The organism is Bacteroides sp. OM05-12 (assembly GCF_003438995.1).
Lineage (GTDB): Bacteria > Bacteroidota > Bacteroidia > Bacteroidales > Bacteroidaceae > Bacteroides.
In genome coordinates this window covers 80,633-103,181 of record NZ_QSUN01000011.1, presented here as the reverse complement: position 1 = coordinate 103,181, position 22,549 = coordinate 80,633, and the positions used below count along the sequence as shown (strand labels likewise).

Here is a 22,549-nt window from a genome sequence, read left to right as displayed (position 1 = left end):
AATTCTTTTGAACTCATTTGATGATCTGTTTGAGTCAACCTATAGCAGGACAAGACAGTGTATTTTCTCATTTTAGACTTTCTGTTCTCAGGTATCGATTCTCAATAAAAGAAGTACTTTCACTTTAACTAATTGGAAACCAATTATAAATATATAAATCGTGATAAGGTGAAGGCGGAGTGAAGTAAATTCTGTTTTAGCACAAAACACCACCGAAATTCATAAAAATCGACCTAGATGTTTTTTTCAAACACCTTGATGTTTTTCAAAAACATCAGGTTGATTGAAAACGAAGATACGGTCGATTGTTTGCAAACGATAGGAGTTTGCAGACAATCGACCGTATGTTAATTTGTATTTGATACTTATTGATTTATCAGAAATAAAAAAACTCCTGTAATTGTTTGGATTACAGGAGTCTACCGATATAAAGTAAATTAAGTTACTTAGCTAAAGCCTGAGCCACATCAACAGCACAAGCCACTGTGCAACCTACCATCGGGTTGTTACCGATTCCTAAGAATCCCATCATTTCCACGTGAGCAGGAACTGATGAAGAACCAGCGAACTGGGCATCAGAGTGCATACGGCCCATAGTATCGGTCATACCATAAGAAGCCGGTCCGGCTGCCATGTTGTCCGGGTGAAGTGTACGACCTGTACCACCACCTGATGCTACTGAGAAATATGGTTTGCCTGCAAGCACGCGCTCTTTTTTATAAGTACCTGCAACCGGATGTTGGAAACGAGTCGGATTAGTAGAATTACCTGTGATAGATACATCTACACCTTCTTTCCACATGATTGCCACACCTTCACGAACGTCGTCAGCACCATAGCATTTTACTTTTGCACGAGCACCGTCAGAGTAGGCTATTTCGCGAACTACTTTCAATTCTCCTGTAAAATAATCAAACTGAGTCTGAACATAAGTAAATCCGTTGATACGAGAAATGATTTGAGCAGCGTCTTTTCCAAGACCGTTCAAGATACAACGGAGAGGTTCTTTGCGTACTTTGTCTGCTTTTGCAGCGATTTTGATAGCACCTTCGGCAGCAGCGAATGATTCGTGACCTGCGAGGAATGCGAAACATTTGGTTTCTTCGCGAAGCAACATAGCAGCAAGATTACCATGACCGATACCTACTTTACGATCGTCGGCTACTGAACCAGGGACACAGAATGCCTGAAGACCGATACCGATAGCTTCGGCAGCTTCGGCAGCATTTTTGCAGCCTTTCTTTAATGCGATAGCAGAACCTACTACATAAGCCCACTTTGCGTTTTCAAAACAGATCGGTTGAGTTTCTTCACAAGTTTTATAAGGATCAAGTCCAGCAGCTTCGCAGATAGCGTTAGCTTCTTCAATGTCTTTGATACCGTTAGCGTTCAAAGCAGCAATAATGCCTTTGATACGACGGTCTTGACTTTCAAATTTTACTTCTCTAATTGCCATATTCTTTCCTCCTTATATTATTCGTGACGTGGATCAATGTGTTTAACTGCACCCTGTTCTGCTGTTACGCGTCCGTAAGTTCCGGTAACTTTTTTCAATGCTTCGTTAGCATCTGTACCTTTCTTGATTTCGTCCATGAATTTGCCCATGTGAACGAATTCGTATCCGCAGATTTCATCATTCTTATCCAGATAGATGTTTTTGATATAGCCTTCTGCCATTTCAAGGTAACGAGGACCTTTAGCCAAAGTTCCATAAAGTGTACCTACCTGACTGCGAAGTCCTTTACCCAGGTCTTCCAATCCGGCTCCGATAATCAAACCACCTTCAGAGAAAGCAGATTGAGTACGTCCGTAAACAATTTGAAGGAACAATTCACGCATTGCTGTATTGATAGCATCGCAAACAAGGTCGGTATTCAAAGCTTCAAGAACAGTTTTTCCCGGAAGAATTTCTGCTGCCATAGCGGCTGAGTGAGTCATACCGGAACATCCGATTGTTTCAACCAATGCTTCTTGAATGATACCATTCTTAACGTTAAGAGTTAGTTTACAAGCGCCCTGTTGAGGAGCACACCAACCGATACCGTGTGTCAAACCGGAAATATCAACGATTTCTTTTGATTTTACCCATTTTCCTTCTTCGGGAATTGGAGCCGGTCCGTGATTAGGACCTTTCTTCACAACACACATGTGTTCTACTTCTTGTGAATAAGTCATATTCGCTTTTTTTTAGTAATAGAATAAAAAACTTTCGTAACCACTTTGCATTTGGAAAAGACGCATCTTTTCTTAAAACGCCCACAAAGGTAGTCGTTTTATTCTTTTGTACAACCAGTAGTCTGTGACTTTTTTATAGAAAAGGCTTAAATAAAGTTGTTAAAATAAGGTTTTGTAAAGTAGAGTTTGCAAATTACTTTAAAGCTGTTTGTCTTATAAATTGTAAATCTTATGAGTGGTCAGTGTAGAAGAAAAGAGTATTAAAAGCCTGTGTCTTCTGATATTATTGACAGCTATATAAGAAGAAAAACTAAGGCTTTTAATACTCTTATTGTATCATCTTTATAAATGAAGAGTAGCTTCTCTGCGTTTTAGAACAATATTTTTTTACTTTTCGTAGTGCCGTCTTTCATGAAGTATCTCACTATATTGAAACCTTTTTGAGGAACTTGGAGTTTTATGCCGGAGATAGAGTAATACTCTGTTTTAATAATCTCTGAATTGTCTGTCTCGGCAGTACTAATACCTGTGCCTGATGAATGACGCTCGATAGAAAATATAAGTAAGCCGCTCGTTGTAGAGAATGTCACGCTTCCGTTTGTTGTTACAGTGAATGTTTGCTTGTCGCGGGTTGTGATTAATGCTCCGGTGGCCGGTGATGCATTATCTACCGTCCATCCTCTTTCTTCCGTATTTGTAGAGCTGAAATCTATTGTAATTTCATCATTTGCATTACATTCCGGGATAGTAATGGTTAGTTTTCCCCCGTTTAGTTGCAGGTTACTGCCATTGCTTGTTTCAGCATGGTTGATCCTGATTTTATCTTTAGCGTAAGATCCAAAAATAAGTCCTTCCGTTTCATAGATAGTAGTGCTATTTGCAGATAGAGTTCCGGACATTGTTATTTCGTTCGAATATCTTGTTTCGCTTATTGTATTCCAATTACTTGCATCCGATGCCAGGTTTGTTAAAGTAGCATCACTCCAAGAAGAAAAATCCCAAATAGCTGATTTTGAACTTTCTTTAATTAATAATGTATATGTGGCAATAGCGCCATTTTCAGCTGTAACAGTAAAAGTGACAGTTGCCGGTAATGCAGTTGGTAATGTAATATTGCTTACGCTGGCTTTGTTGTCATTTGCTGTGGCAATAATAGATGAGACAGTTGCACTTTCTTCAAGTATGACACTGTAAGAGTAGACTCCTTTGCTGACAGGAATATTTATATTGTTAACACTGAGACTGCTTAGTGATGTATCTGTACTTTTACCATCTACGGTTGTTATTACTCCTTCGTTTTCTTTAACAATCAGTGTTGCTCCTGCACCATAATCACCTGTTACCGCATCTTTTACATTGCTTGCGGGAATGGCAGATATTGCAGTTGCATAGTTTGGAGTAAATGCTGTTCCTGTGCCTGTATCGGAAGGTCGGGAACAATTATTGAAAATGCTCCCTGTTTCAGTGACCTTGAATGCTGCACCTTTGGCTGTGTAATCATACCAAGGATTTTGTTTGCCGTCGAACATACAGTTTTCAATATATAAACTGGACTCGTTTCCGCATTGTACAGTGTTTGCTCCTGATTTGGGTTTATAATAGCAGTTGATTAGATGTACTTTCCCAAAGCGTACACGAGGCATACGGCCTGCACAACTTTCCCACATACAAAATTGAAATGTTGTATTTAAATGGTTGCGGTCGCCTGTCGCGTCATCGCTTGATCCCCATAAATTGGAGAAACGGTGATCATTTGAACCACCAGAACCACCGGCCATTGGATCAATAAGATAACGGAAACGGCACCAAGTGACGGCAATATTGTCTGAAGCGTTTTTACAATCGAAATTACCGTCTACGCCATCTTGAAAATCACAATGGTCTACCCAAATATAGGTCGCTTTGTCGATACAGAGATTATCATTGCCATCCACATCATAAGCTCCCGCACTTTTAAAAGTCACATTACGAATAATAACATTGTTAGACCCTTGACTGAGATAGAGTATTCCGGAGCCGGATTGCGTACGGTTATTATTATAAAGGTAGGAACCGGGTAAACCTAAAATGGTTTTATTCTTTGCTACGACTTTCAACATACTGTTGACTTCAATTGCTCCTTTGATATAAATAATGGCTTTATCAGTTGTCTTCAATGCGTTGGATAGTTCTGAACGGGTAGTAACCGTGATGTTTCTTCCTCCTTCTCCTCCTGTTACTTTTTCTCCAAAACCAACAGGCTTATTTAAGTCATATGGTGATAGTTGAGCATACGCTTGTGAGCCGATAAGGCTTAAAATAATTCCTAAGAAGTACGTATAAATGTTTTTCATGTCAATAACTAAAATTTGTTTTCTGCAAATTTACATCTGATGTCTCTAACAAAGTGTTTATATTTTGGTACATGTATGGTATTTTTTGACTGAATAACTTTATCTTTGTCGCTAAACAGAAAATATTGATAGATGGAAACGACAAAGATACAGATCTCGGATGCAGCTTTAAAGGCTGCGGCTGAACAGGGTATGGATGAGTTTATACAAGTTTTTACGGATAAATACCTAGAGGTGCTTGGTGGAGAATTAAAAGCCGAGACTATGGGATTGCTGAATGGCTGTCAACATTCATTGCTTGGCTATCGTTTTTTTCGTGAAGAAGTGATGGATGGAGGGTTCGTTCAGTTAATACAGAATGGTTACGGCCCGTATATTTTTGAGAATCCTTTTGCAAAAGCAATGCGCTTGTTTGGCTTGACTGATTTCTCAAAGTTGATATACGAAGCGAAAGAAATTTATGATAAGAATAAAGAGGATTTGACAAAAGATCGTTCTTATGATGATTTCATGGCTATGTATGAACAATATGAGGCTTTTGATGATTTGGAAGAAAAGTTTCTTGACATGGAGGAATTAGTCACGGCTACTCTTGCTGAATATGTCGATGAACATTTGACAGACTTTGCCGAAATCTTATAGAAAGTTCTTTCTTATTGAGAAAAATAGTGCTTTTCATTGCCTTGATGGATTGAAAATGCCTAAGGGGGTGTTGCCATACACTTAAGGGAGCGTGGGCTTATAGCTACTGGAGTGCAAGGTAACGCTCCCTTGTACGTTTTTTTGTTTGTACGTTTTGCTGTCTTTTGGATGCTATATAGATTTACTTTACTTCAAGAAAGACTATTCAGTCTATAAAATGTCACTATTTTGTTTCATTTGATAAATATATTTTTTATATTTGTGGGGAACGAAGTAAATTATCTCCCTTGTTGATAGATGAATGAAAGATTAATAGTATGAAACATCGTCTACTTTTATTCGGATCTTTGGTAATGGTTATTGTTGTATTGGCCGGATGTAAAACGGTATACAATAGTGATATTTCGTCTCGTCCCAATCTGTCCTATCTGTATTTCGTTTCTGCTAGTAAATATCAGGGTGGGGTAGAGGTCTGTGTGGATAATGAAACGAGATTTAAAGCCGAAGTGGTTAAAGATAGAAAATCTGCTATTAAAAATAATACTTATGAGGTGACTACGGGTAAACGAAATATAGTAGTGATTTACAACGGTAATGTAATATATGAACAGGATGTCTTTTTGGCAACATTGGAAGCCAAGAAGATAGTGCTTCCATGAAAATTATCTTTTATTCATGGTGATAAGGCCCTCCGTTTAGGATTGTCATAGCTCTATAGAGTTGTTCTGCAAAGATAAGGCGTACCATTTGATGTGAAAATGTCATTTTAGACAACGAGATCTTTTCTTGAGCAATTTGATATATTTTAGGAGCGAATCCATAAGGTCCTCCGATAATAAAGACAAGCCGTTTGTTTACATGGTGCATTTTCCTTTCAATCCAATTAGCAAACTCTACTGAACGGAACTCTTTTCCAAACTCATCGAGTAAGACTATGACATCTCCCGGTTGAATAGCTTTTACTATTAATTCACCTTCCTTGTCCTTTTGTTGATCTTCAGTCAAGCTCTTGGTGTTTTTTAACTCCGGAATAACTTCAATGTCAAACGGAATGAAATGTTTCGTACGTTCCAAATAGTCGTTAATCGCAGTTACATAATGTTTCTCGACGGTGCGTCCCACCACAATGAGTGTTATTTTCATGAAATACTTATTCTTGTTTTAAAGAGTTTATCATGCAAAAATAAGAAAAACATTAACTTAAAGTGGAAAACAGTATGGTTATTTCGGAATAATATATACCTTTGCGATACATAAATGCCTAAAGTTATGAAAAAAAGAGTGTCTTTAATGCTCGTCAGCTTCATGATATTTGTGGCTGCTGCAATAGCTCAGGAGGTTCCGGCAGGCTTAACTAACGCTTTTAAACACGGAAGTGCGGATGAGTTATCTTCTTTTATGGGGAGTCATGTCGAGATAATCCAACCGGATGGAACAAAAGATTATGATAAGGATGGAGCAAAGCAATTCATGGCAACTTTTTTTGCAAATAATAAAGTAAAGGGATTTAATATTAATCATCAGGGAAAACGTGATGAATCGGGGTTTATTGTTGGTACACTTGCAACTTCGGAAGGAACCTATCGGATAAACTGTTTCTTTAAAAAAACGGATAATAACTTTTTAATACACCAAATAAGAATAGATAAAACCAATGAATGAGCTAATTGATAAATTAATAGATCTTGCTTTTGCCGAAGATATAGGTGATGGAGATCACACTACCTTATCATGTATCCCTGCTACTGCAATGGGGAAATCCAAACTTTTAATAAAAGAAGCCGGTGTGCTGGCCGGAATTGAGATAGCAAAGGAAATCTTTCATCGTTTTGATCCGATCATGAAAGTGGAGGTTTTTATTAATGATGGCGAGGAAGTAAAGCCGGGTGATGTGGCAATGATTGTAGAGGGAAAAGTTCAATCTTTGCTGCAAACAGAACGTTTGATGCTGAATGTTATGCAGCGAATGAGCGGAATTGCTACCATGACACGTAAATATGTGAAACAATTGGAAGGGACGAAGACGCGCGTGTTGGATACTCGTAAGACTACTCCGGGTATGCGTATGTTGGAAAAAATGGCTGTAAAGATAGGTGGTGGGGTTAATCACCGTATAGGCTTATTTGATATGATTCTTCTAAAGGATAATCATGTGGATTTTGCCGGAGGTATTGATAAAGCGATTAATCGTGCAAAAGAATATTGCAAGAGTAAGGGAAAGGACTTGAAGATTGAAATTGAAGTCCGAAACTTTGATGAAATACAACAAGTCTTAAATATTGGTGGTGTAGACCGCATAATGCTGGATAACTTTACTCTGGAGAATACGAAGAAAGCAGTAGAGATGATTGCCGGTAAGTATGAAATAGAATCTTCAGGCGGTATTACGTTTGATACACTTCGCGATTATGCCGAATGTGGTGTGGATTTCATCTCTGTAGGTGCTTTGACTCACTCAGTAAAAGGCCTTGATATGAGTTTTAAGGCTTGTTAATAAGACTATTTTGTTACTCTGATGTTATTCGGTTAACATCAGAGTGACTACTTCAATAATTTCTTTCCTAATATATGCTTTCTTTAACTGTTGATGAATTTGAATGTCAGTTTAAGATTTTATACCGTCCGCTAAATTTATATGCAATGCGGATGTTGAATAGTGTCGACGATTCCGAAGATATAGTGCAACAGGCTTTTGTGGATGTGTGGGAGAAATCATTGACAGGAGTTGTTATTGAAAATCCTAAAGCTTATCTTTATAGGGCGGTAAGAAATCGTTGCTTAAATTACTTGTCTATTATAAAACAAGAATTGCCGGAAGAAGAATTAGAGGGAGATATTCCGGATACCTCACAAGAAGAAATGATAGAACGTTCTGAAAGGGATGCGAGATTGTGGAAAGTGATAGATGAACTTCCTCTCGAACGCCGTAAGATATTCTTGATGTGTAAACGTGATGGAATGCGTTACCAAGAGATTGCTGCTGAACTCCATATCTCAATAAAAACAGTAGAAAATCAGATGGGAAAAGCTCTTAAAACACTTCGGGAAATGGCCTACCGTATTTATCTTTTCTTTTTTGGATAATTTCTTTTATTAATGATAGGGGTTTTTCTTTTCTTCTTGTCTTAAAGATAGACAAGAGGTAAGGAATACTATTATGAGTAAGATTGACAATTGTATTTTAGCTAAATATCTGAGCGGTGAGGCATCAGAAGAGGAATGTTTATTGGTGGAACATTGGATGGATGAATCTCTTTCTAATAAGAAAGAAGTGGAAAATTTACGTGAAGGCCTTACATTTGTTTCATCCTTTTATGTTGATGGTAAATTAGATAGTGGTAAAGCTTGGAATCGGGTTTATGCCCGTATAGGTAAACCCCGTATTATTCTTTTTTATAGAAAAGCGTATCGTGTGGCTGCGGTGGCTTTAATGTTAATATTAGGTGGCTTTGCTTTATATTGGTTTACTCATCCCTCTTCCGAATGGATCGTTGTAAATTCGATTATAGATAAAGATATTGTTTATCTTCCGGATAGTACAGAGGTTATACTAGCAAGAAATTCGTCTTTGCGGTATGACAAAGCGGTTTACGGCTGTAAATATCGTGCGGTTCAGATGAATGGCAAAGCTTTTTTTCGTGTACGGCGTGACCCTGCTCATCCTTTTACTATAGTCTCGAATCAGACAAATGTGAGGGTACTCGGTACTGCTTTTCAGGTTGAAACGAATATGCAAGAGTCTGAAGTATGGGTAGAATACGGTAAGGTTGCTTTTTCCGCAAAAAAATCCGGTAATAATGTGATACTTACTGCAGGTATGTCAGCCAAATATAGTTCGACGGATAACAAGATTGTGTTGCAAACAAAACCGGATACTAATGAATTATCATGGGTAACAGGTGTTCTTCGTTTTAATGAGACGTCTTTGATACAGGTGGTTAGTACATTGGAGAAACATTATCATGTTCTGTTAAAACCTGTGGGGAATATAGATAAACAATTGACTGCTACATTTAATAATATGCTTTTGCCGGATGTCCTGAAAGTGATAAATGAAACCCTTGATGTAAAATTAGAAATTAAACAGTAATTTATGTATTGGAAATTAGGAAAAGTACTTTGTATGATCGCTATATTTCTTTTGCCTTTCATACGAGTTAATGCGCAAAATCTTTCTAAAACAGTGCATGGAACCATTTCTCTTTCTGTAAGAAATATGCCTTTACGAGAGGTTTTGGTTCTAATAGAGCAACAGTCGGATATTTCTTTTTCTTATGAGTCTTCTCTTTTTAAGAATGTAAAACCGATTACTTTTCGTGCGATACAAGAACCTTTTGATGAATGTTTGGACCGTTTGTTTCGGCCGCTTTCGTTGCAATGGCACAGCAATGGTAAATACATTATTTTAAAGAAAATGCTGAGAACTCATACTTACACAATCAGTGGCTATGTAACCGATGAATCCGGTGAAACTTTATTGGGTGCTACTTTGCAAGACAGATTAACTAATAGAGGTACGGCGACGAATAATTATGGATTTTACAGTCTTAGTCTGCCACAAGGAAACATTGAATTGTTTGCTTCTTATGTAGGCTTTCGGGAGAAAGAAATAACTTTTAATTTAAAACAGGATACGGTAATCTCTTTTTCTTTACCGGAACGAGCAACTTTACAAGAAGTAGTGGTAGAAGGGGAAAACAGACATTCTTCATTATTAAGTGCTCAAACAGGAAAAGTGCAACTTAGCGGTGCAGATATACGGGACGTACCCTCTGTATTCAGTTCTCCGGATTTGGTGAAACGACTACAAATGTTACCCGGAGTTGCTTCCGGTACGGAGTTAATTGCCGGAATGTATGTGCGTGGAGGTAATTCAGATGAAAATTTGTTTCTGATAGATGGTAATCCTGTGTATCAAATAAATCATTTGGCCGGACTTTTTTCTGCTTTCAACAGTGATGCAATTAAGACAGTGGATTTCTATAAAAGTAGTTTTCCGGCACGTTATGGAGGAAGGCTTTCTTCTGTTGTGGATGTTCGTACGAAAGATGGTGATATGAAACATTTTCATGGAGTTTTCTCTGTCGGATTAACAGAAGGGCGTATCCAATTGGAAGGACCGATAATTAAAGATAAAACTTCTTTTAATATAGCATTACGACGTACATGGTTAGATGTGTTGACTGCACCGGTATTTGCTATTTTGAATGCTAAAAGTAAAGAAGATAAATATTTTTTTCGTTATGCTTTTCATGATTTGAATGCAAAGATTACCCATCATTTCTCTTATCGTAGCCATCTTAATCTTAGTGTTTATTCGGGTAATGATGTATTTAAGACGACTGATAAATATGATTTGAATGATGCTGAGAGTGTGAATAATTATAATCAACATACATCTATGAAATGGGGTAATATAATTGCTTCTTTGAATTGGAATTATGAATTCAATAATCATCTTTATGGTAATATTTCTGTCGTTAGTTCGCGTTATCGTTCCCGTATGAATGATTATGAAAAGTTTTTAGATGGAAAGAAAAATGATAGCTCATGGTTGAATACGAAGATTTCTGACCGTGTAAATCAGACAACGATACAAGATTTGGGGTATCGTGCGGATTTTGATTATCGTCCGTCCTCTTTCCATCATATCCGTTTCGGTTCGGATTATTTATATCATATCTTCAGTCCGCAAGAGAATAGGGATGTTACAGTGTCTGTAAACGGAGGAAAAGATAAACAATTGGAATCGAACTCTAATGTACCTTCAATTCATGCGCATGAATTTTCTCTTTATGTTGAAGATGAAATGGATTTGTTTCGTTGGTGGAGGATGAATATCGGTGTACGTGGTACATTGTTTAGTGTGCGGCAACAGACTTATTTATCGGTACAACCTCGTTTTTCTACGCGTTTTCTGCTTTCGAATAGGCTTTCATTGAAAGTTTCTTATTCAAAAATGAATCAATATGTACATATGCTTTCAACTACTTATCTTAACTTACCTTCTGATCTTTGGGTACCGGTTACGAATAATATCCGTCCGATGCTTTCGCGACAAATATCATTAGGCCTGTATTATAAACTTCCATGGAATATTGAAGCCTGTGTAGAAGGGTATTATAAAAATATGCAACATGTGATAGACTATAGGGATTCTCCGCGTTTTTCTCCTGCATACGAGGGATGGGAAAAGAAAGTGGTTGAAGGAACTGCTCGTGGATATGGTCTGGAAGTGTCGTTGAAACATTCGGTCGGACGTATTTCAGCAGAAGCTTCTTATGCGCTTTCATGGGCTGAACGTCGTTTTGCACAGCATAATGAGGGAAATTGGTACCCTTCTAGATTTGATAACAGGCATAAGTTTAATCTTAGTTTGGCATATCGTTTTAATAAGAAATGGGAAGCCTTTGCTGCTTGGACTTATGCGACTGGTAATTGGGTTACTTATCCTTTGGAACAATATAATGGAGGTGCTACTTATGAGCATTTCAATAATATCCGTATGCCGGCTTATCATCGTTTAGATGTTGGTGTAAATCTTTATACTCGTACAAAAAGAGGTAATGAAGGAATCTGGAACTTTAGCCTTTATAATGCTTATTGTCGTTTTAACCCGTTTTTGTTAGATGTGAAAACGTTGGAACATTATGATGAAAAGGGGGGATATCATTGGGATGGAATTAAGTCTCGTACAAAGGGGGTTATTCCTATTATTCCATCATTCAGTTATACACTTAAATTTTGAGAATACATGATGAAAAAGATATATTTATATATTGCAACGCTTTTTGTTTTTGTGTCTTGCTATCAGGATTTTGATTTGGAATCTTATCGTACTGCACCGAAAATAGTAATGAAAGGTAATGTTATATCTGAAACAGATGGAGTGTATATTCATCTTAGTGAAAGTTGGTTTGTCACGGATAAACCGAAAGCAGACTCCTTGATTGGGGCGACGGTGTGTTTATATGTGAATGATTTACCTGGCAAACAAATGCAATATGCAGGAAAAGGAATATATTACGGTCAACATAAGAAGTTTAACCCGGGGGATTGCGTTCGTGTTGTTGCTTCGGCTAAGGGATTCTCTGATATTCAGGCAGAAACGACATTACCATCATTAACTACATTGGAACATGTAAGTTTTGTACCTGAAAATAATACTAATGGTAGTGTAAATATGAATATTTCTGCAACTTTTACGGATATTTCAAATGTGAAAAACTATTATGGATTGCTTGTTTATGCAGAAACTGCATATTGGGATGAAAATGAAGAATTACCCTGCTTTTATCCTTATACTACAACGATTAATAAAGAAAATGAACCACTTTTTACTTCTTCATATTCTATTCTTGATGATATGTTTATGGATGGAAGTGATTCGCAAGCATCCGGTATTATGATTTTTGATGATGAAAAGATAAGCGGACAAACATATACCTTTCATATAAAAGAAAGTAATTTTCTTACCGGAATGATGGAGTCTTGTGATTCTGTAAATATGGTATTACCGAAAATGGATGAAGGTTATTATAGTCATGAATATATCCGGTATGCCATTGAGTTTTATACGTTGTCTGAAGAGTATTATAATTATCTCCGTTCTCTTGAAATGCTACGGGATGATGACCTAGCGAATAGTGGATTTGCTCAACCGGTAAAGCCTTATTCAAATGTGCTTGGAGGATTGGGTTATCTGGGAGCATATAGCCGTTATAAAACGGAATATTTTTATTTTAAAAGAACCTATAATTGGTAAATAGACCGGAAGGTAATGAACCTTTCTGCATTTTTTTTGTTTTATTCCAATAATGTAATGTTGTGAATATATGAATAGAATATGCAGTTTGTTAGGCATTCAATATCCAATTATTCAAGGAGGAATGGCTTGGTGTTCCGGTTGGAGGTTGGCTTCAGCAGTAAGTAATGCTGGAGGATTAGGACTGATAGGTGCAGGAACAATGTATCCGGAGATTCTTCGAGAACATATACAGAAATGTAAGAAGGCGACAAATAAACCATTTGGAGTAAATGTTCCATTAATGTGTCCGAGAGTAGAAGAAATCATGGATGTGATTGTGAAAGAGGGAGTAAATATTGTTTTTACTTCAGCTGGAAATCCCCAAACATGGACTTCTTTTTTGCATGAGAAAGGCGCTAGGGTAGCACATGTTGTTTCAAGTGCTCGTTTTGCAACGAAAAGTGAGGAAGCAGGTGTTGATATTATTGTTGCAGAAGGTTTTGAAGCCGGAGGGCATAATGGATTAGATGAAACGACTACAATGTGTCTTATCCGTGAGGTAAGAGCTGTTACACATTTGCCTTTGTTGGCGGCAGGAGGTATTGCCAGCGGCCAGGCTATGATGGCAGCAATGGCACTTGAAGCTGATGGAGTGCAAATAGGAACTCTTTTTGCTTTAACTGAAGAAAGTTCTGCTCATGAGAACTTTAAGGAAAGATGTTTGCAACTATCTGGTGGAGATACTGGTGTAGGTATACGCCATTTTGCTCCGATACGAATGGTGAAAAATCAATTATATATAGAATTGGATAAGGCGGAAAGCCAAGGTGCAGAAAAGGATGAACTGGATCGTATCATGGGCAAAGGCAAAGCTCGCATGGGTATTTTTGAAGGTAATTTAGATAATGGAGCTTTGGAGATAGGGCAAGCTGCTTCACAATTAAAGAACTTGAAGTCTGTAAATCAAGTTATGAGAGAACTCCTGGATGATTATGTCAATGCCTTTGTGTATATACTTGATAACTCAGGCTTTGTTGAAGGTTTGAAAAAATAAAATGAGTAAGAAATGATTAACCCGATGATTGAATGTCACCGGGTTAATTTATAGTGATTTATAGATTAATCGGTTCATATTTCAGACCGAATGCTTCTGCTACCGCACGGAAAGTAACTTTTCCTTCTACGACATTTAATCCATCTGCTAATCCCGCATCTTCGCGACAAGCTTGCTGCCAACCTTTATCTGCAAGGCGGATGGCATATGGCAAAGTTGCATTAGTTAATGCTAGAGTAGAAGTTTGTGGCACAGCGCCCGGAATATTAGCAACGCAGTAATGTATTACGCCATTGATATCATATATAGGCTCTGAATGGGTTGTAGGACGTGAACTTTCAAAACATCCTCCCTGATCTATTGCTACATCTACTAAGACGGTTCCCCGTTTGATTAATTTTAGCATATCACGTGTAATGAGGTGAGGGGCTTTAGCTCCGGGAACCAATACGGCTCCGATAACCAGATCACTTCTTGATAGTTCTTTTTCAAGGTTGTGAGCTGAAGAGAAAAGAGTCTTTACATTCTTAGGCATTGTTTCAGCCAATTGACGAAGTTTAGGTAGGGAGATATCCATAATCACGACATCAGCTCCCATTCCTGCAGCCATTAGTGCGGCATTTGAACCTACGATACCTCCTCCGAGGACAACTACGCGGGCCGGTTTTACGCCTGGAACGCCTCCAAGCAATCTACCTTTTCCTCCTTGTGGCTTTTCTAAGAAACGTGCGCCCTCTTGAGTTGCCATACGTCCGGCAACTTCTGACATAGGAATAAGTAATGGTAATGTTCCATTCCATGTCACTGTCTCATAGGCCAGGCAAATAGCTTTACTCTTAATCATGGCGTGTGTCAGAACTTCATCAGAGGCAAAATGGAAATAAGTGAAAACCAACTGTCCGGCACGAATAAGGGAATATTCTTGTTCGATAGGCTCTTTCACTTTGATAATCATTTCGGCTGTAGCGTACACATCTTCAATGGAAGGAAGAATTTTAGCTTCGGCATTTTCATATTCTTCGTCTGCGAAGCCTGAGTTAATACCAGCTGTTTTTTGTACAAATACTTGATGTCCTCTTTTTGTTAGTTCTTTTGCGCCGGCGGGAGTAAGCGCCACGCGATTTTCATTGTTTTTAATCTCCTTAGGAATTCCAATTAACATAAGCGTTAAATTTTAAGGTGTTATACGATTCCAAATATACGAATTTGCATGTTAAGTTGTAACACTTTGATGCAGAAATTTTCATATTTATTTTGTAAGTTTGTGCCCATCATGAATAAAACTCCGATGAAAAGATATATAATTGCCATTTTGCTATCATGCTCAGTTTTGCATGCACAAGAAATAATGCATGAAAAGTTTGCTTCACCTTTTGATTTCCCTTTGTCGTTGAGTGCCAATTTTGGCGAATTAAGAGCTAATCATTTACATGGAGGACTTGACTTTAAGACACAGGGAGTAATAGACAAACCAATACATTGTATCGCGGATGGTTATGTCTCAAGAATTACGGTTTCTTCAGGAGGGTATGGTAATGCTTTATATATAAGCCATCCGAATGGATATACATCGGTATATGGACATCTTAATTCTTTTATTCCTGCTATATCTCGTTATGTAGAGCAATATCAATATGATCATGAAACTTTTGCAGTAGATATAGTACCTGATTCTACAATGTTCCATTTTAAATGTGGGGAAATTGTTGCTATGAGTGGGAATACCGGATTCTCGTTTGGACCGCATTTACACATGGAGATAAGAAAAACAGCATCAAATGAACCGGTAGATCCGTTAGCTTTTTATCTTACTAGGATAAAAGATACCCGACCTCCTGTAGCCAATTCCATAACATTCTATCCGCAGGTAGGACGAGGCGTTGTTGAAGGAAGTGTGCAGAAAAAAACTTTTTCTGTTGTTTCCTCATCCGGAGCTTCTTGTCTGGAACATATTATTGAGGCATGGGGAGATATTGGGATTGGATTATCGGCGAATGATTATATGGATGGAACACATAATAATTATGGTGTGCAGTCTGTGGAACTGTTTGTCGATACGATGAAAGTTTTTGAAAGTACGGTGGATTGTTATTCTTTTGATGAAAGCCGTGCTATAAATTCTTGGACGGATTATTCAGCTTATAAGAAGGAGGGAAAGTGGATTATGAAGTCATTCGTAGCACCGGGTAACCCTCTTCGGATTTTACAGACAGATGAAAATAAAGGCATTATACAGATTAATGAGGAGCGGGATTTTCATTTTATGTATGTGCTGAAGGATTTACATGGGAATATTTCCCGGTATTCTTTTATTGTCCGTGGCAGGGAACAATCTATTCCGGAATATTATCCGGATATGCGTCATTATCTGCGGTATGATCGTACCAATGTAGTACAAGAACCCGGTCTCCAATTGATTATTCCTAAAGATATGCTGTATGAGAATGTCGCTTTAGACACAAAAGTGAGAACTGATTCTTCGGCTATTTCTTTTGAATATCAACTTCATAACGAGCTTTTGCCATTGCATGCCGGATGTGAATTGATGCTAGGAGTACGTCACTTAACAGTAAAGGATACTACTAAATACTTTATAGAAAGACGAGACGGAAAGAAACGTTATAGTGTGGGGGGATCTTACGAAAATGGTTGGGTAAAAACAAAAATTCGAGAATTGGGAACTTTTCGCATAGCAGTGGATACAATTGCACCTTGTGTTGTACCGGTGGGAGATTCCTCTTCCCGTGCGCGTATAATATATAAGGTAAGTGATATTGGTACAGGGATAAAATCATATCGTGGAACTGTTGATGGTAAATTTGTACTTGTTGCTTATAGTGCAAAAAATGGAACTTTGACTGCTCGCTTGGAACCGAAACGTGTTTCTGTGGGAAAGCATAAGTTCTCTCTTATCGTAGAGGATTATTGTGGTAATAAAACCTGTGTTGAAAGAATATTAAGTTATTAAATAAAATCAAGAATGTATGAAGAAGTTATTTTTATTACTTACAGCTTTTGTCGGAACATGGACAATGGCTTTGGCATGCACTAATTTAATTGTAGGTAAGAATGCCTCTACAGATGGCTCTACCATTGTCTCTTATTCTGCTGATTCGTATGGACTTTATGGATATCTTTGCCATTATCCTGCAGCTAATTATCCGAAAGGGACAATGATGGATGTATATGAGTGGGATACAGGTAAATATTTGGGTCAGATAGAACAAGCACGTAAAACATATAATGTTATTGGTAATATTAATGAATATCAGCTGACAATTGGTGAAACAACTTTTGGGGGGCGTCCTGAATTGGTTGATACTACAGGGGTTATTGATTATGGCAGCTTGATATATATTACTCTGCAACGTGCCCGTACGGCAAGGGAGGCAATTGATGTAATGACTAATTTGGTGAAGGAATATGGTTATTATAGTAGTGGTGAGTCATTTACGGTTGCGGATCCGAATGAGATATGGATCTTGGAAATGATAGGTAAGGGACCGGGTATACGTGGTGCTGTATGGGTTGCTGTACGTGTTCCTGATGATTGTATTTCTGCACACGCTAATCAAAGTCGCATTCGAAAATTTGATATGAGTGACAAAGAAAATTGTATTTATTCACCGGATGTAGTTTCTTTTGCAAGAGAAAAAGGATATTTCAGTGGAGTGAACAAAGATTTCAGTTTTGCGGATGCTTATGCTCCTCTTGATTTTGGTGCTTTAAGATATTGTGAAGCGCGTGTATGGAGTTACTTCCATCGTTATGCTCCGGGTATGGATGCTTATCTTTCTTACGTACAGGGCGATACGAAAAGTGAGCCTATGCCTCTTTTTATAAAGCCATCGAGGAAATTGTCGGTACAGGATGTGATGTCTGCCATGCGTGATCATTATGAAGGAACTCCTTTGGATATTACAAATGATCCGGGTGCCGGACCATATCATATGCCTTATCGCCCTTCTCCGCTTTCTTTTAAGGTAGATGGAAAAGAATATTTCAATGAACGTCCTATTTCGACACAGCAAACGGGCTTCTCATTTGTATCACAAATGCGTGCTGATTTGCCTGATGCGGTAGGAGGAGTGTTCTGGTTTGGAACGGATGATGCTAATATGACTGTTTATACTCCGGTATATTGTTGTGCGGATCGTGTGCCTGATTGCTATGAATATGGAAAAGGGGATTATGTGACGTTCTCTTGGGATTCATCTTTCTGGATATTTAATTGGGTGGCAAATATGGTTTATCCTCGTTATAGCTTAATGATAGGAGATGTACGTGAAGTGCAGCAAAATTTGGAGAATACGTATTTTGATGGACAAGAAGGCATTGAAAGTTCAGCTTTGAAATTGTATAATACTTCTCCGGCTAAGGCAAAAGAGTTTCTTACGAATTATACTTCCATGACCGCAAATTCTGCTTTTGACAGTTGGAAACATTTAGGTGAATTCCTTGTTGTAAAATATAACGATATGGTTGTGAGAAGAATGAAAGACGGAAAATTTGAAAGGACAGAAACAGGGCTTGCAGCTCCGGTGGTACGTCCGTGTTATCCAGAAGAATTTTTAAGGGAAGTTGTAAAGGCTACCGGTGATCGTTATTTAATTCCTACAACCGAAAATAAATAGTACACCTGCATTTCATTGAGTGTGGATGGCTAACCTCTAAAAATATTTTTTGGCAAAATATATTTATAATATTAGGATATATGAGGTAATATCTCTAAATTTGTGAGACAAGTATCAGATATAACTAAAACTTAAAACAGTAATAATATGGATAATAAGGAACTGATTGCGGAAGTAACCGCAAAAGCAGAAAAATGGTTGACTTCGGCTTATGATACCGAAACCCAAGCAGAAGTAAGAAGAATGCTTGATAATCCCGATAAAACAGAATTAATAGAAGCATTTTATAAAGATTTGGAATTCGGAACGGGTGGTCTGCGAGGAATTATGGGAGTAGGTAGTAATCGTATGAATATCTATACGGTTGGTGCTGCTACTCAAGGATTGTCTAACTATCTGAATAAAAACTTTAAGGATTTAAAACAAATTTCCGTTGTGGTAGGACATGACTGTCGTAATAACAGTCGTAAGTTTGCAGAAATATCAGCCGATATTTTCTCAGCAAACGGTATTAAAGTCTATTTGTTTGAAGATATGCGTCCTACTCCGGAAATGTCTTTTGCGATTCGTTATTTGGGTTGCCAGAGCGGTATTATCTTGACTGCTTCGCATAATCCTAAGGAATATAATGGGTATAAAGCATATTGGGATGATGGTGCACAAGTGTTGGCTCCACATGATACAGGCATTATTGATGAAGTAAATAAAATAACTTCTGCTGCTGATATTAAATTCAAGGGAAATCCAGACTTGATAGAAATCGTTGGTGAAAACATTGATAAACCATATTTGGATGCTGTTAAAACAGTTTCTATTGATCCGGAGGCTATTGCACGTCATAAAGATATGAAAATAGTATATACTCCGATTCATGGTACAGGTATGATGCTCATTCCGCGTGCATTGAAAATGTGGGGCTTTGATAATGTAACATGTGTGCCCGAGCAGATGGTTAAGGATGGTAATTTCCCGACGGTTGTATCTCCTAATCCGGAGAATGCGGAAGCATTGACGATGGCTGTAAACCTGGCGAAGAAAATAGACGCTGATCTTGTGATGGCTTCAGATCCGGATGCTGATCGCGTTGGTATTGCTTGTAAGGATGATAAAGGTGAATGGGTACTTATTAATGGTAATCAGACTTGTTTGATGTATCTTTATTATATCATTACTCAATATAAAAAATTGGGTAAGATGACAGGTAAAGAGTTTGTTGTAAAAACAATTGTGACTACTGAGTTAATCAAAGAGATTGCCGATAGAAATAATATTGAAATGCTTGACTGTTATACCGGTTTCAAATGGATTGCACGTGAAATCCGGATCAGAGAAGGTGTAAAGAAATATATTGGCGGCGGTGAAGAAAGTTATGGTTTCTTAGCTGAAGATTTTGTTCGTGATAAAGATGCTGTATCTGCTTGTTGCTTAATTGCGGAGATTGCTGCTTGGGCAAAAGACAACGGCAAGACTTTATTTGAATTATTGCAAGATATTTATGTAGAATACGGATTTTCAAAGGAGAAAGGAATTAGTGTTGTAAAACCGGGGAAGAGCGGTGCAGAAGAGATAAAGAAGATGATGACTGATTTCCGTAGTAATCCTCCTAAGGAACTTGCAGGTTCGAAAGTTATTCTTTGGAAAGATTTCCAAACATTAAAGCAGACTGATGCAAATGGCAAGGTTACAGATATTGATATGCCGGATACTTCTAATGTCCTTCAATATTTTACAGAGGATGGCAGCAAGGTTTCTGTTCGTCCTTCAGGTACTGAGCCAAAGATTAAGTTCTATATTGAAGTGAAAGGTGAAATGGGATGTCGTAAATGCTATGATTCTGCTAATGCGGCTGCCGACGAAAAGATAAAGAGTGTAATGACTTCTCTAAAAATCTAATCTGAGTAGAAATACATAGATTAAGTTATTACGATATTTTGTTGAAAGGTACTGTTCTTGTTCTGAGAATAGTACCTTTTTGATTGTTTAATAATAAAATATTTTATAATATAGACCCGAATTTATTATGCTATTCGTATATTTGTGAATAGATCAATAATATGAACTATGAACTGAAATATAGATTTATCACTTTCTTGTTATTGAAAGAGGTGCAAGACTTTTTTATGAACTTAGTTTAGTGATATCTATTATTGAGAAAGGTTACTTTTCATAGAATTTCTTTTGTTTGTTAATCTATATAAACCTATTTATTATGAGAAATGTAAATAAAACACTTTTTATTTTGAGTTTGGTGGGAGCTTCTTTTATGTCGTGTACGACAGAACTGGAGAATGCGGATTACCAAGTAATTCCAGCTCCTCAAGAGCTGGTCATAGACCAGAATGAGCCGTTTATAATGAATAATAAAACTAAGATTATTATTTATCCGGCAGATAATGACGGAATGCAGCGTAATGCCGGTTTTCTTGCCGAATATGTAAAAGAGGCTACAGGTAAGAGTCTGAAAACAGTATTGACTGACAAAACAAAAAATGCTATTATTCTGCAATTAGGTTTATCTTCTGAGAATCCGGAAGCTTATCAATTGAATGTAAATAAAGATAATATCATTATTTCCGGTGCTTCCGAAGCTGGAGTATTTTATGGAATTCAGACTTTACGTAAATCTTTGCCTATAACTAAAACTGCTAACGTTTCTTTCCCGGCAGTTAAGATTCAGGATTATCCTCGTTTTGCTTATCGTGGTATGATGCTCGATGTTTCCCGTCATTTCTTTACGCTTGATTCAATAAAACGTTATATAGATATGTTGGCATTACATAATATAAATCGTTTTCATTGGCATCTTTCGGAAGATCAGGGTTGGCGCATTGAAATAAAGAAATATCCGGAACTGACAAAGGTGGGCTCCATGCGTAGTGAAACTGTGATAGGACATAATACGGATGAATATGATGGGAAACCTTATGGTGGTTTTTATACACAGGAAGAAGCAAAAGAAATTGTAGCTTATGCCCGGGATCGGTATATTACGGTAATTCCTGAAATAGATTTGCCGGGACATATGCAGGCAGCACTTGCTTCGTATCCGGAACTAGGTTGCACGGGTGGCCCGTATGAAGTTTGGAAACGTTGGGGAATTTCTGAGGATGTACTTTGTGCTGGTAATCCTAAGACTATAGAGTTTATAGAGGGAGTGTTGGATGAAATAACGGAAATATTTCCTTCAGAGTATATTCATATAGGAGGTGATGAATGTCCGAAAGTTCGTTGGAAGAATTGTCCTAAATGTCAGGCTATGATAAAGAAATTAGGCTTGAAGTCTGATAAAAAACATTCTGCAGAAGATCGGTTGCAAAGTTATGTGATGTCTTGTGCCGAGAAGTTTTTGGATGGTAAAGGACGTCGTATCATTGGTTGGGATGAGATATTGGAAGGTGATTTAATACCGGAAGCTACTGTTATGTCATGGCGTGGAACTAAAGGGGGGATTGAGGCTGCAAAACGAGGTCATGATGTGATTATGGCACCAAATGTCTATGCTTATTTTGATTATTATCAAACAAAAGATACGGAGAATGAACCATTGGCTATCGGTGGCTTTGTTCCTGTGGATAAGGTCTATAGCTTGGAACCTGTACCGGCTTCTTTGACTAATGATGAAAAGAAATTTATTGTTGGGGTACAGGCTAATCTTTGGACGGAATATATTCCCACTTTTTCTCATGTGGAGTACATGGTATTACCTCGTATGGCTGCTTTGTCTGAAGTACAATGGACAATGCCGGAAAAGAAAGACTATCAGGACTTTTTGAATCGTTTGTCTCGCTTTAGGGGATTGTATGATTTGAACGGCTACAATTATGCGAAGCATGTATTTGAACCGCAACGTAAACCTAGGTCGTTTGACGATTTGCCACAGTAGTTTATACTGAAACGATATTGGTGGTAAAGATATTCTTGATGGGTAGTATGGATATTATTTGAATAAGCTATTTATAGAATC

17 protein-coding genes and 1 pseudogene are annotated in these 22,549 nt (G+C 37.7%); 13 read left to right on the top strand and 5 right to left on the bottom strand.

What is annotated here, in order from left to right; all coding sequences use genetic code 11:
- Positions 1-442: 442 nt before the first annotated feature.
- The 3 genes from DXB63_RS10505 to DXB63_RS10495 all read right to left on the bottom strand — a co-directional run bounded on the left by DXB63_RS10505 (position 443) and on the right by DXB63_RS10495 (position 4,508).
- A complete protein-coding gene (locus DXB63_RS10505) occupies positions 443-1,456 on the bottom strand; it encodes a GGGtGRT protein (RefSeq protein WP_122126370.1) in 1,014 nt (337 codons plus the stop codon).
- Positions 1,457-1,473: 17 nt separating this feature from the next.
- Positions 1,474-2,175: an iron-sulfur cluster assembly scaffold protein gene (locus DXB63_RS10500; RefSeq protein ID WP_122126369.1), complete on the bottom strand. Its 702-nt coding sequence runs from the start codon at positions 2,173-2,175 to the stop codon at positions 1,474-1,476.
- Positions 2,176-2,546: 371 nt separating this feature from the next.
- Positions 2,547-4,508: a polysaccharide lyase family 1 protein gene (locus DXB63_RS10495; protein WP_122126368.1), complete on the bottom strand. Its 1,962-nt coding sequence runs from the start codon at positions 4,506-4,508 to the stop codon at positions 2,547-2,549.
- A gap of 132 nt (positions 4,509-4,640) precedes the next feature.
- Between DXB63_RS10495 and DXB63_RS10490 the strand changes: the two genes are divergently transcribed.
- Both DXB63_RS10490 and DXB63_RS10485 read left to right on the top strand, forming a co-directional pair.
- The gene (locus DXB63_RS10490) at positions 4,641-5,150 is read left to right on the top strand and encodes a DMP19 family protein (protein WP_122126367.1); all 510 of its coding nucleotides are present in this window, start codon (positions 4,641-4,643) and stop codon (positions 5,148-5,150) included.
- A 317-nt stretch (positions 5,151-5,467) separates the two neighbouring features.
- Positions 5,468-5,809, top strand: coding sequence for a hypothetical protein (locus DXB63_RS10485; protein WP_122126366.1), 342 nt, complete (start codon positions 5,468-5,470; stop codon positions 5,807-5,809).
- A gap of 10 nt (positions 5,810-5,819) precedes the next feature.
- On the opposite strand, the gene rlmH is transcribed toward DXB63_RS10485, so the two are convergent.
- Positions 5,820-6,293, bottom strand: coding sequence for a 23S rRNA (pseudouridine(1915)-N(3))-methyltransferase RlmH (gene rlmH / locus DXB63_RS10480; protein ID WP_122126365.1), 474 nt, complete (start codon positions 6,291-6,293; stop codon positions 5,820-5,822).
- 126 nt (positions 6,294-6,419) lie between these two features.
- On the opposite strand from rlmH, the gene DXB63_RS10475 reads away from it, so the two are divergent.
- The 7 genes from DXB63_RS10475 (at position 6,420) to DXB63_RS10445 (ending at position 13,951) form a co-directional block, all read left to right on the top strand.
- Positions 6,420-6,812: a DUF4783 domain-containing protein gene (locus DXB63_RS10475; protein ID WP_122126364.1), complete on the top strand. Its 393-nt coding sequence runs from the start codon at positions 6,420-6,422 to the stop codon at positions 6,810-6,812.
- Entirely contained in the window at positions 6,805-7,644 is an 840-nt protein-coding gene (gene nadC, locus DXB63_RS10470) for a carboxylating nicotinate-nucleotide diphosphorylase (RefSeq protein WP_122126363.1), read from the top strand. Before DXB63_RS10475 ends, nadC begins: the two co-directional genes overlap by 8 nt.
- Before the next feature lie 74 nt (positions 7,645-7,718).
- Entirely contained in the window at positions 7,719-8,234 is a 516-nt protein-coding gene (locus tag DXB63_RS10465; RefSeq protein WP_122126362.1) for an RNA polymerase sigma-70 factor, read from the top strand.
- Positions 8,235-8,307: 73 nt separating this feature from the next.
- Positions 8,308-9,240: a FecR family protein gene (locus DXB63_RS10460; protein ID WP_122126361.1), complete on the top strand. Its 933-nt coding sequence runs from the start codon at positions 8,308-8,310 to the stop codon at positions 9,238-9,240.
- 3 nt (positions 9,241-9,243) lie between these two features.
- Positions 9,244-11,898 (top strand): TonB-dependent receptor, encoded by a 2,655-nt coding sequence (locus tag DXB63_RS10455; protein ID WP_122126360.1) that lies wholly within the window; start codon positions 9,244-9,246, stop codon positions 11,896-11,898.
- Between the two features lie 6 nt (positions 11,899-11,904).
- Positions 11,905-12,915, top strand: coding sequence for a DUF4249 domain-containing protein (locus tag DXB63_RS10450; protein ID WP_122126359.1), 1,011 nt, complete (start codon positions 11,905-11,907; stop codon positions 12,913-12,915).
- Between the two features lie 70 nt (positions 12,916-12,985).
- Positions 12,986-13,951, top strand: coding sequence for a nitronate monooxygenase family protein (locus DXB63_RS10445; RefSeq protein ID WP_122126358.1), 966 nt, complete (start codon positions 12,986-12,988; stop codon positions 13,949-13,951).
- 58 nt (positions 13,952-14,009) lie between these two features.
- On the opposite strand, the gene ald is transcribed toward DXB63_RS10445, so the two are convergent.
- Entirely contained in the window at positions 14,010-15,113 is a 1,104-nt protein-coding gene (gene ald, locus DXB63_RS10440; RefSeq protein ID WP_122126357.1) for an alanine dehydrogenase, read from the bottom strand.
- Between the two features lie 126 nt (positions 15,114-15,239).
- On the opposite strand from ald, the gene DXB63_RS10435 reads away from it, so the two are divergent.
- From DXB63_RS10435 to DXB63_RS10420, 4 genes and pseudogenes are all read left to right on the top strand, one after another.
- Entirely contained in the window at positions 15,240-16,919 is a 1,680-nt protein-coding gene (locus DXB63_RS10435) for a M23 family metallopeptidase (RefSeq protein WP_122126377.1), read from the top strand.
- A 16-nt stretch (positions 16,920-16,935) separates the two neighbouring features.
- The gene (locus tag DXB63_RS10430; protein WP_122126356.1) at positions 16,936-18,585 is read left to right on the top strand and encodes a C69 family dipeptidase; all 1,650 of its coding nucleotides are present in this window, start codon (positions 16,936-16,938) and stop codon (positions 18,583-18,585) included.
- 147 nt (positions 18,586-18,732) lie between these two features.
- Entirely contained in the window at positions 18,733-20,478 is a 1,746-nt protein-coding gene (locus DXB63_RS10425; RefSeq protein WP_122126355.1) for a phospho-sugar mutase, read from the top strand.
- Between the two features lie 316 nt (positions 20,479-20,794).
- A pseudogene (locus tag DXB63_RS10420) lies at positions 20,795-22,426 on the top strand (beta-N-acetylhexosaminidase); the annotation flags it as partial.
- Positions 22,427-22,549 lie beyond the last annotated feature (123 nt).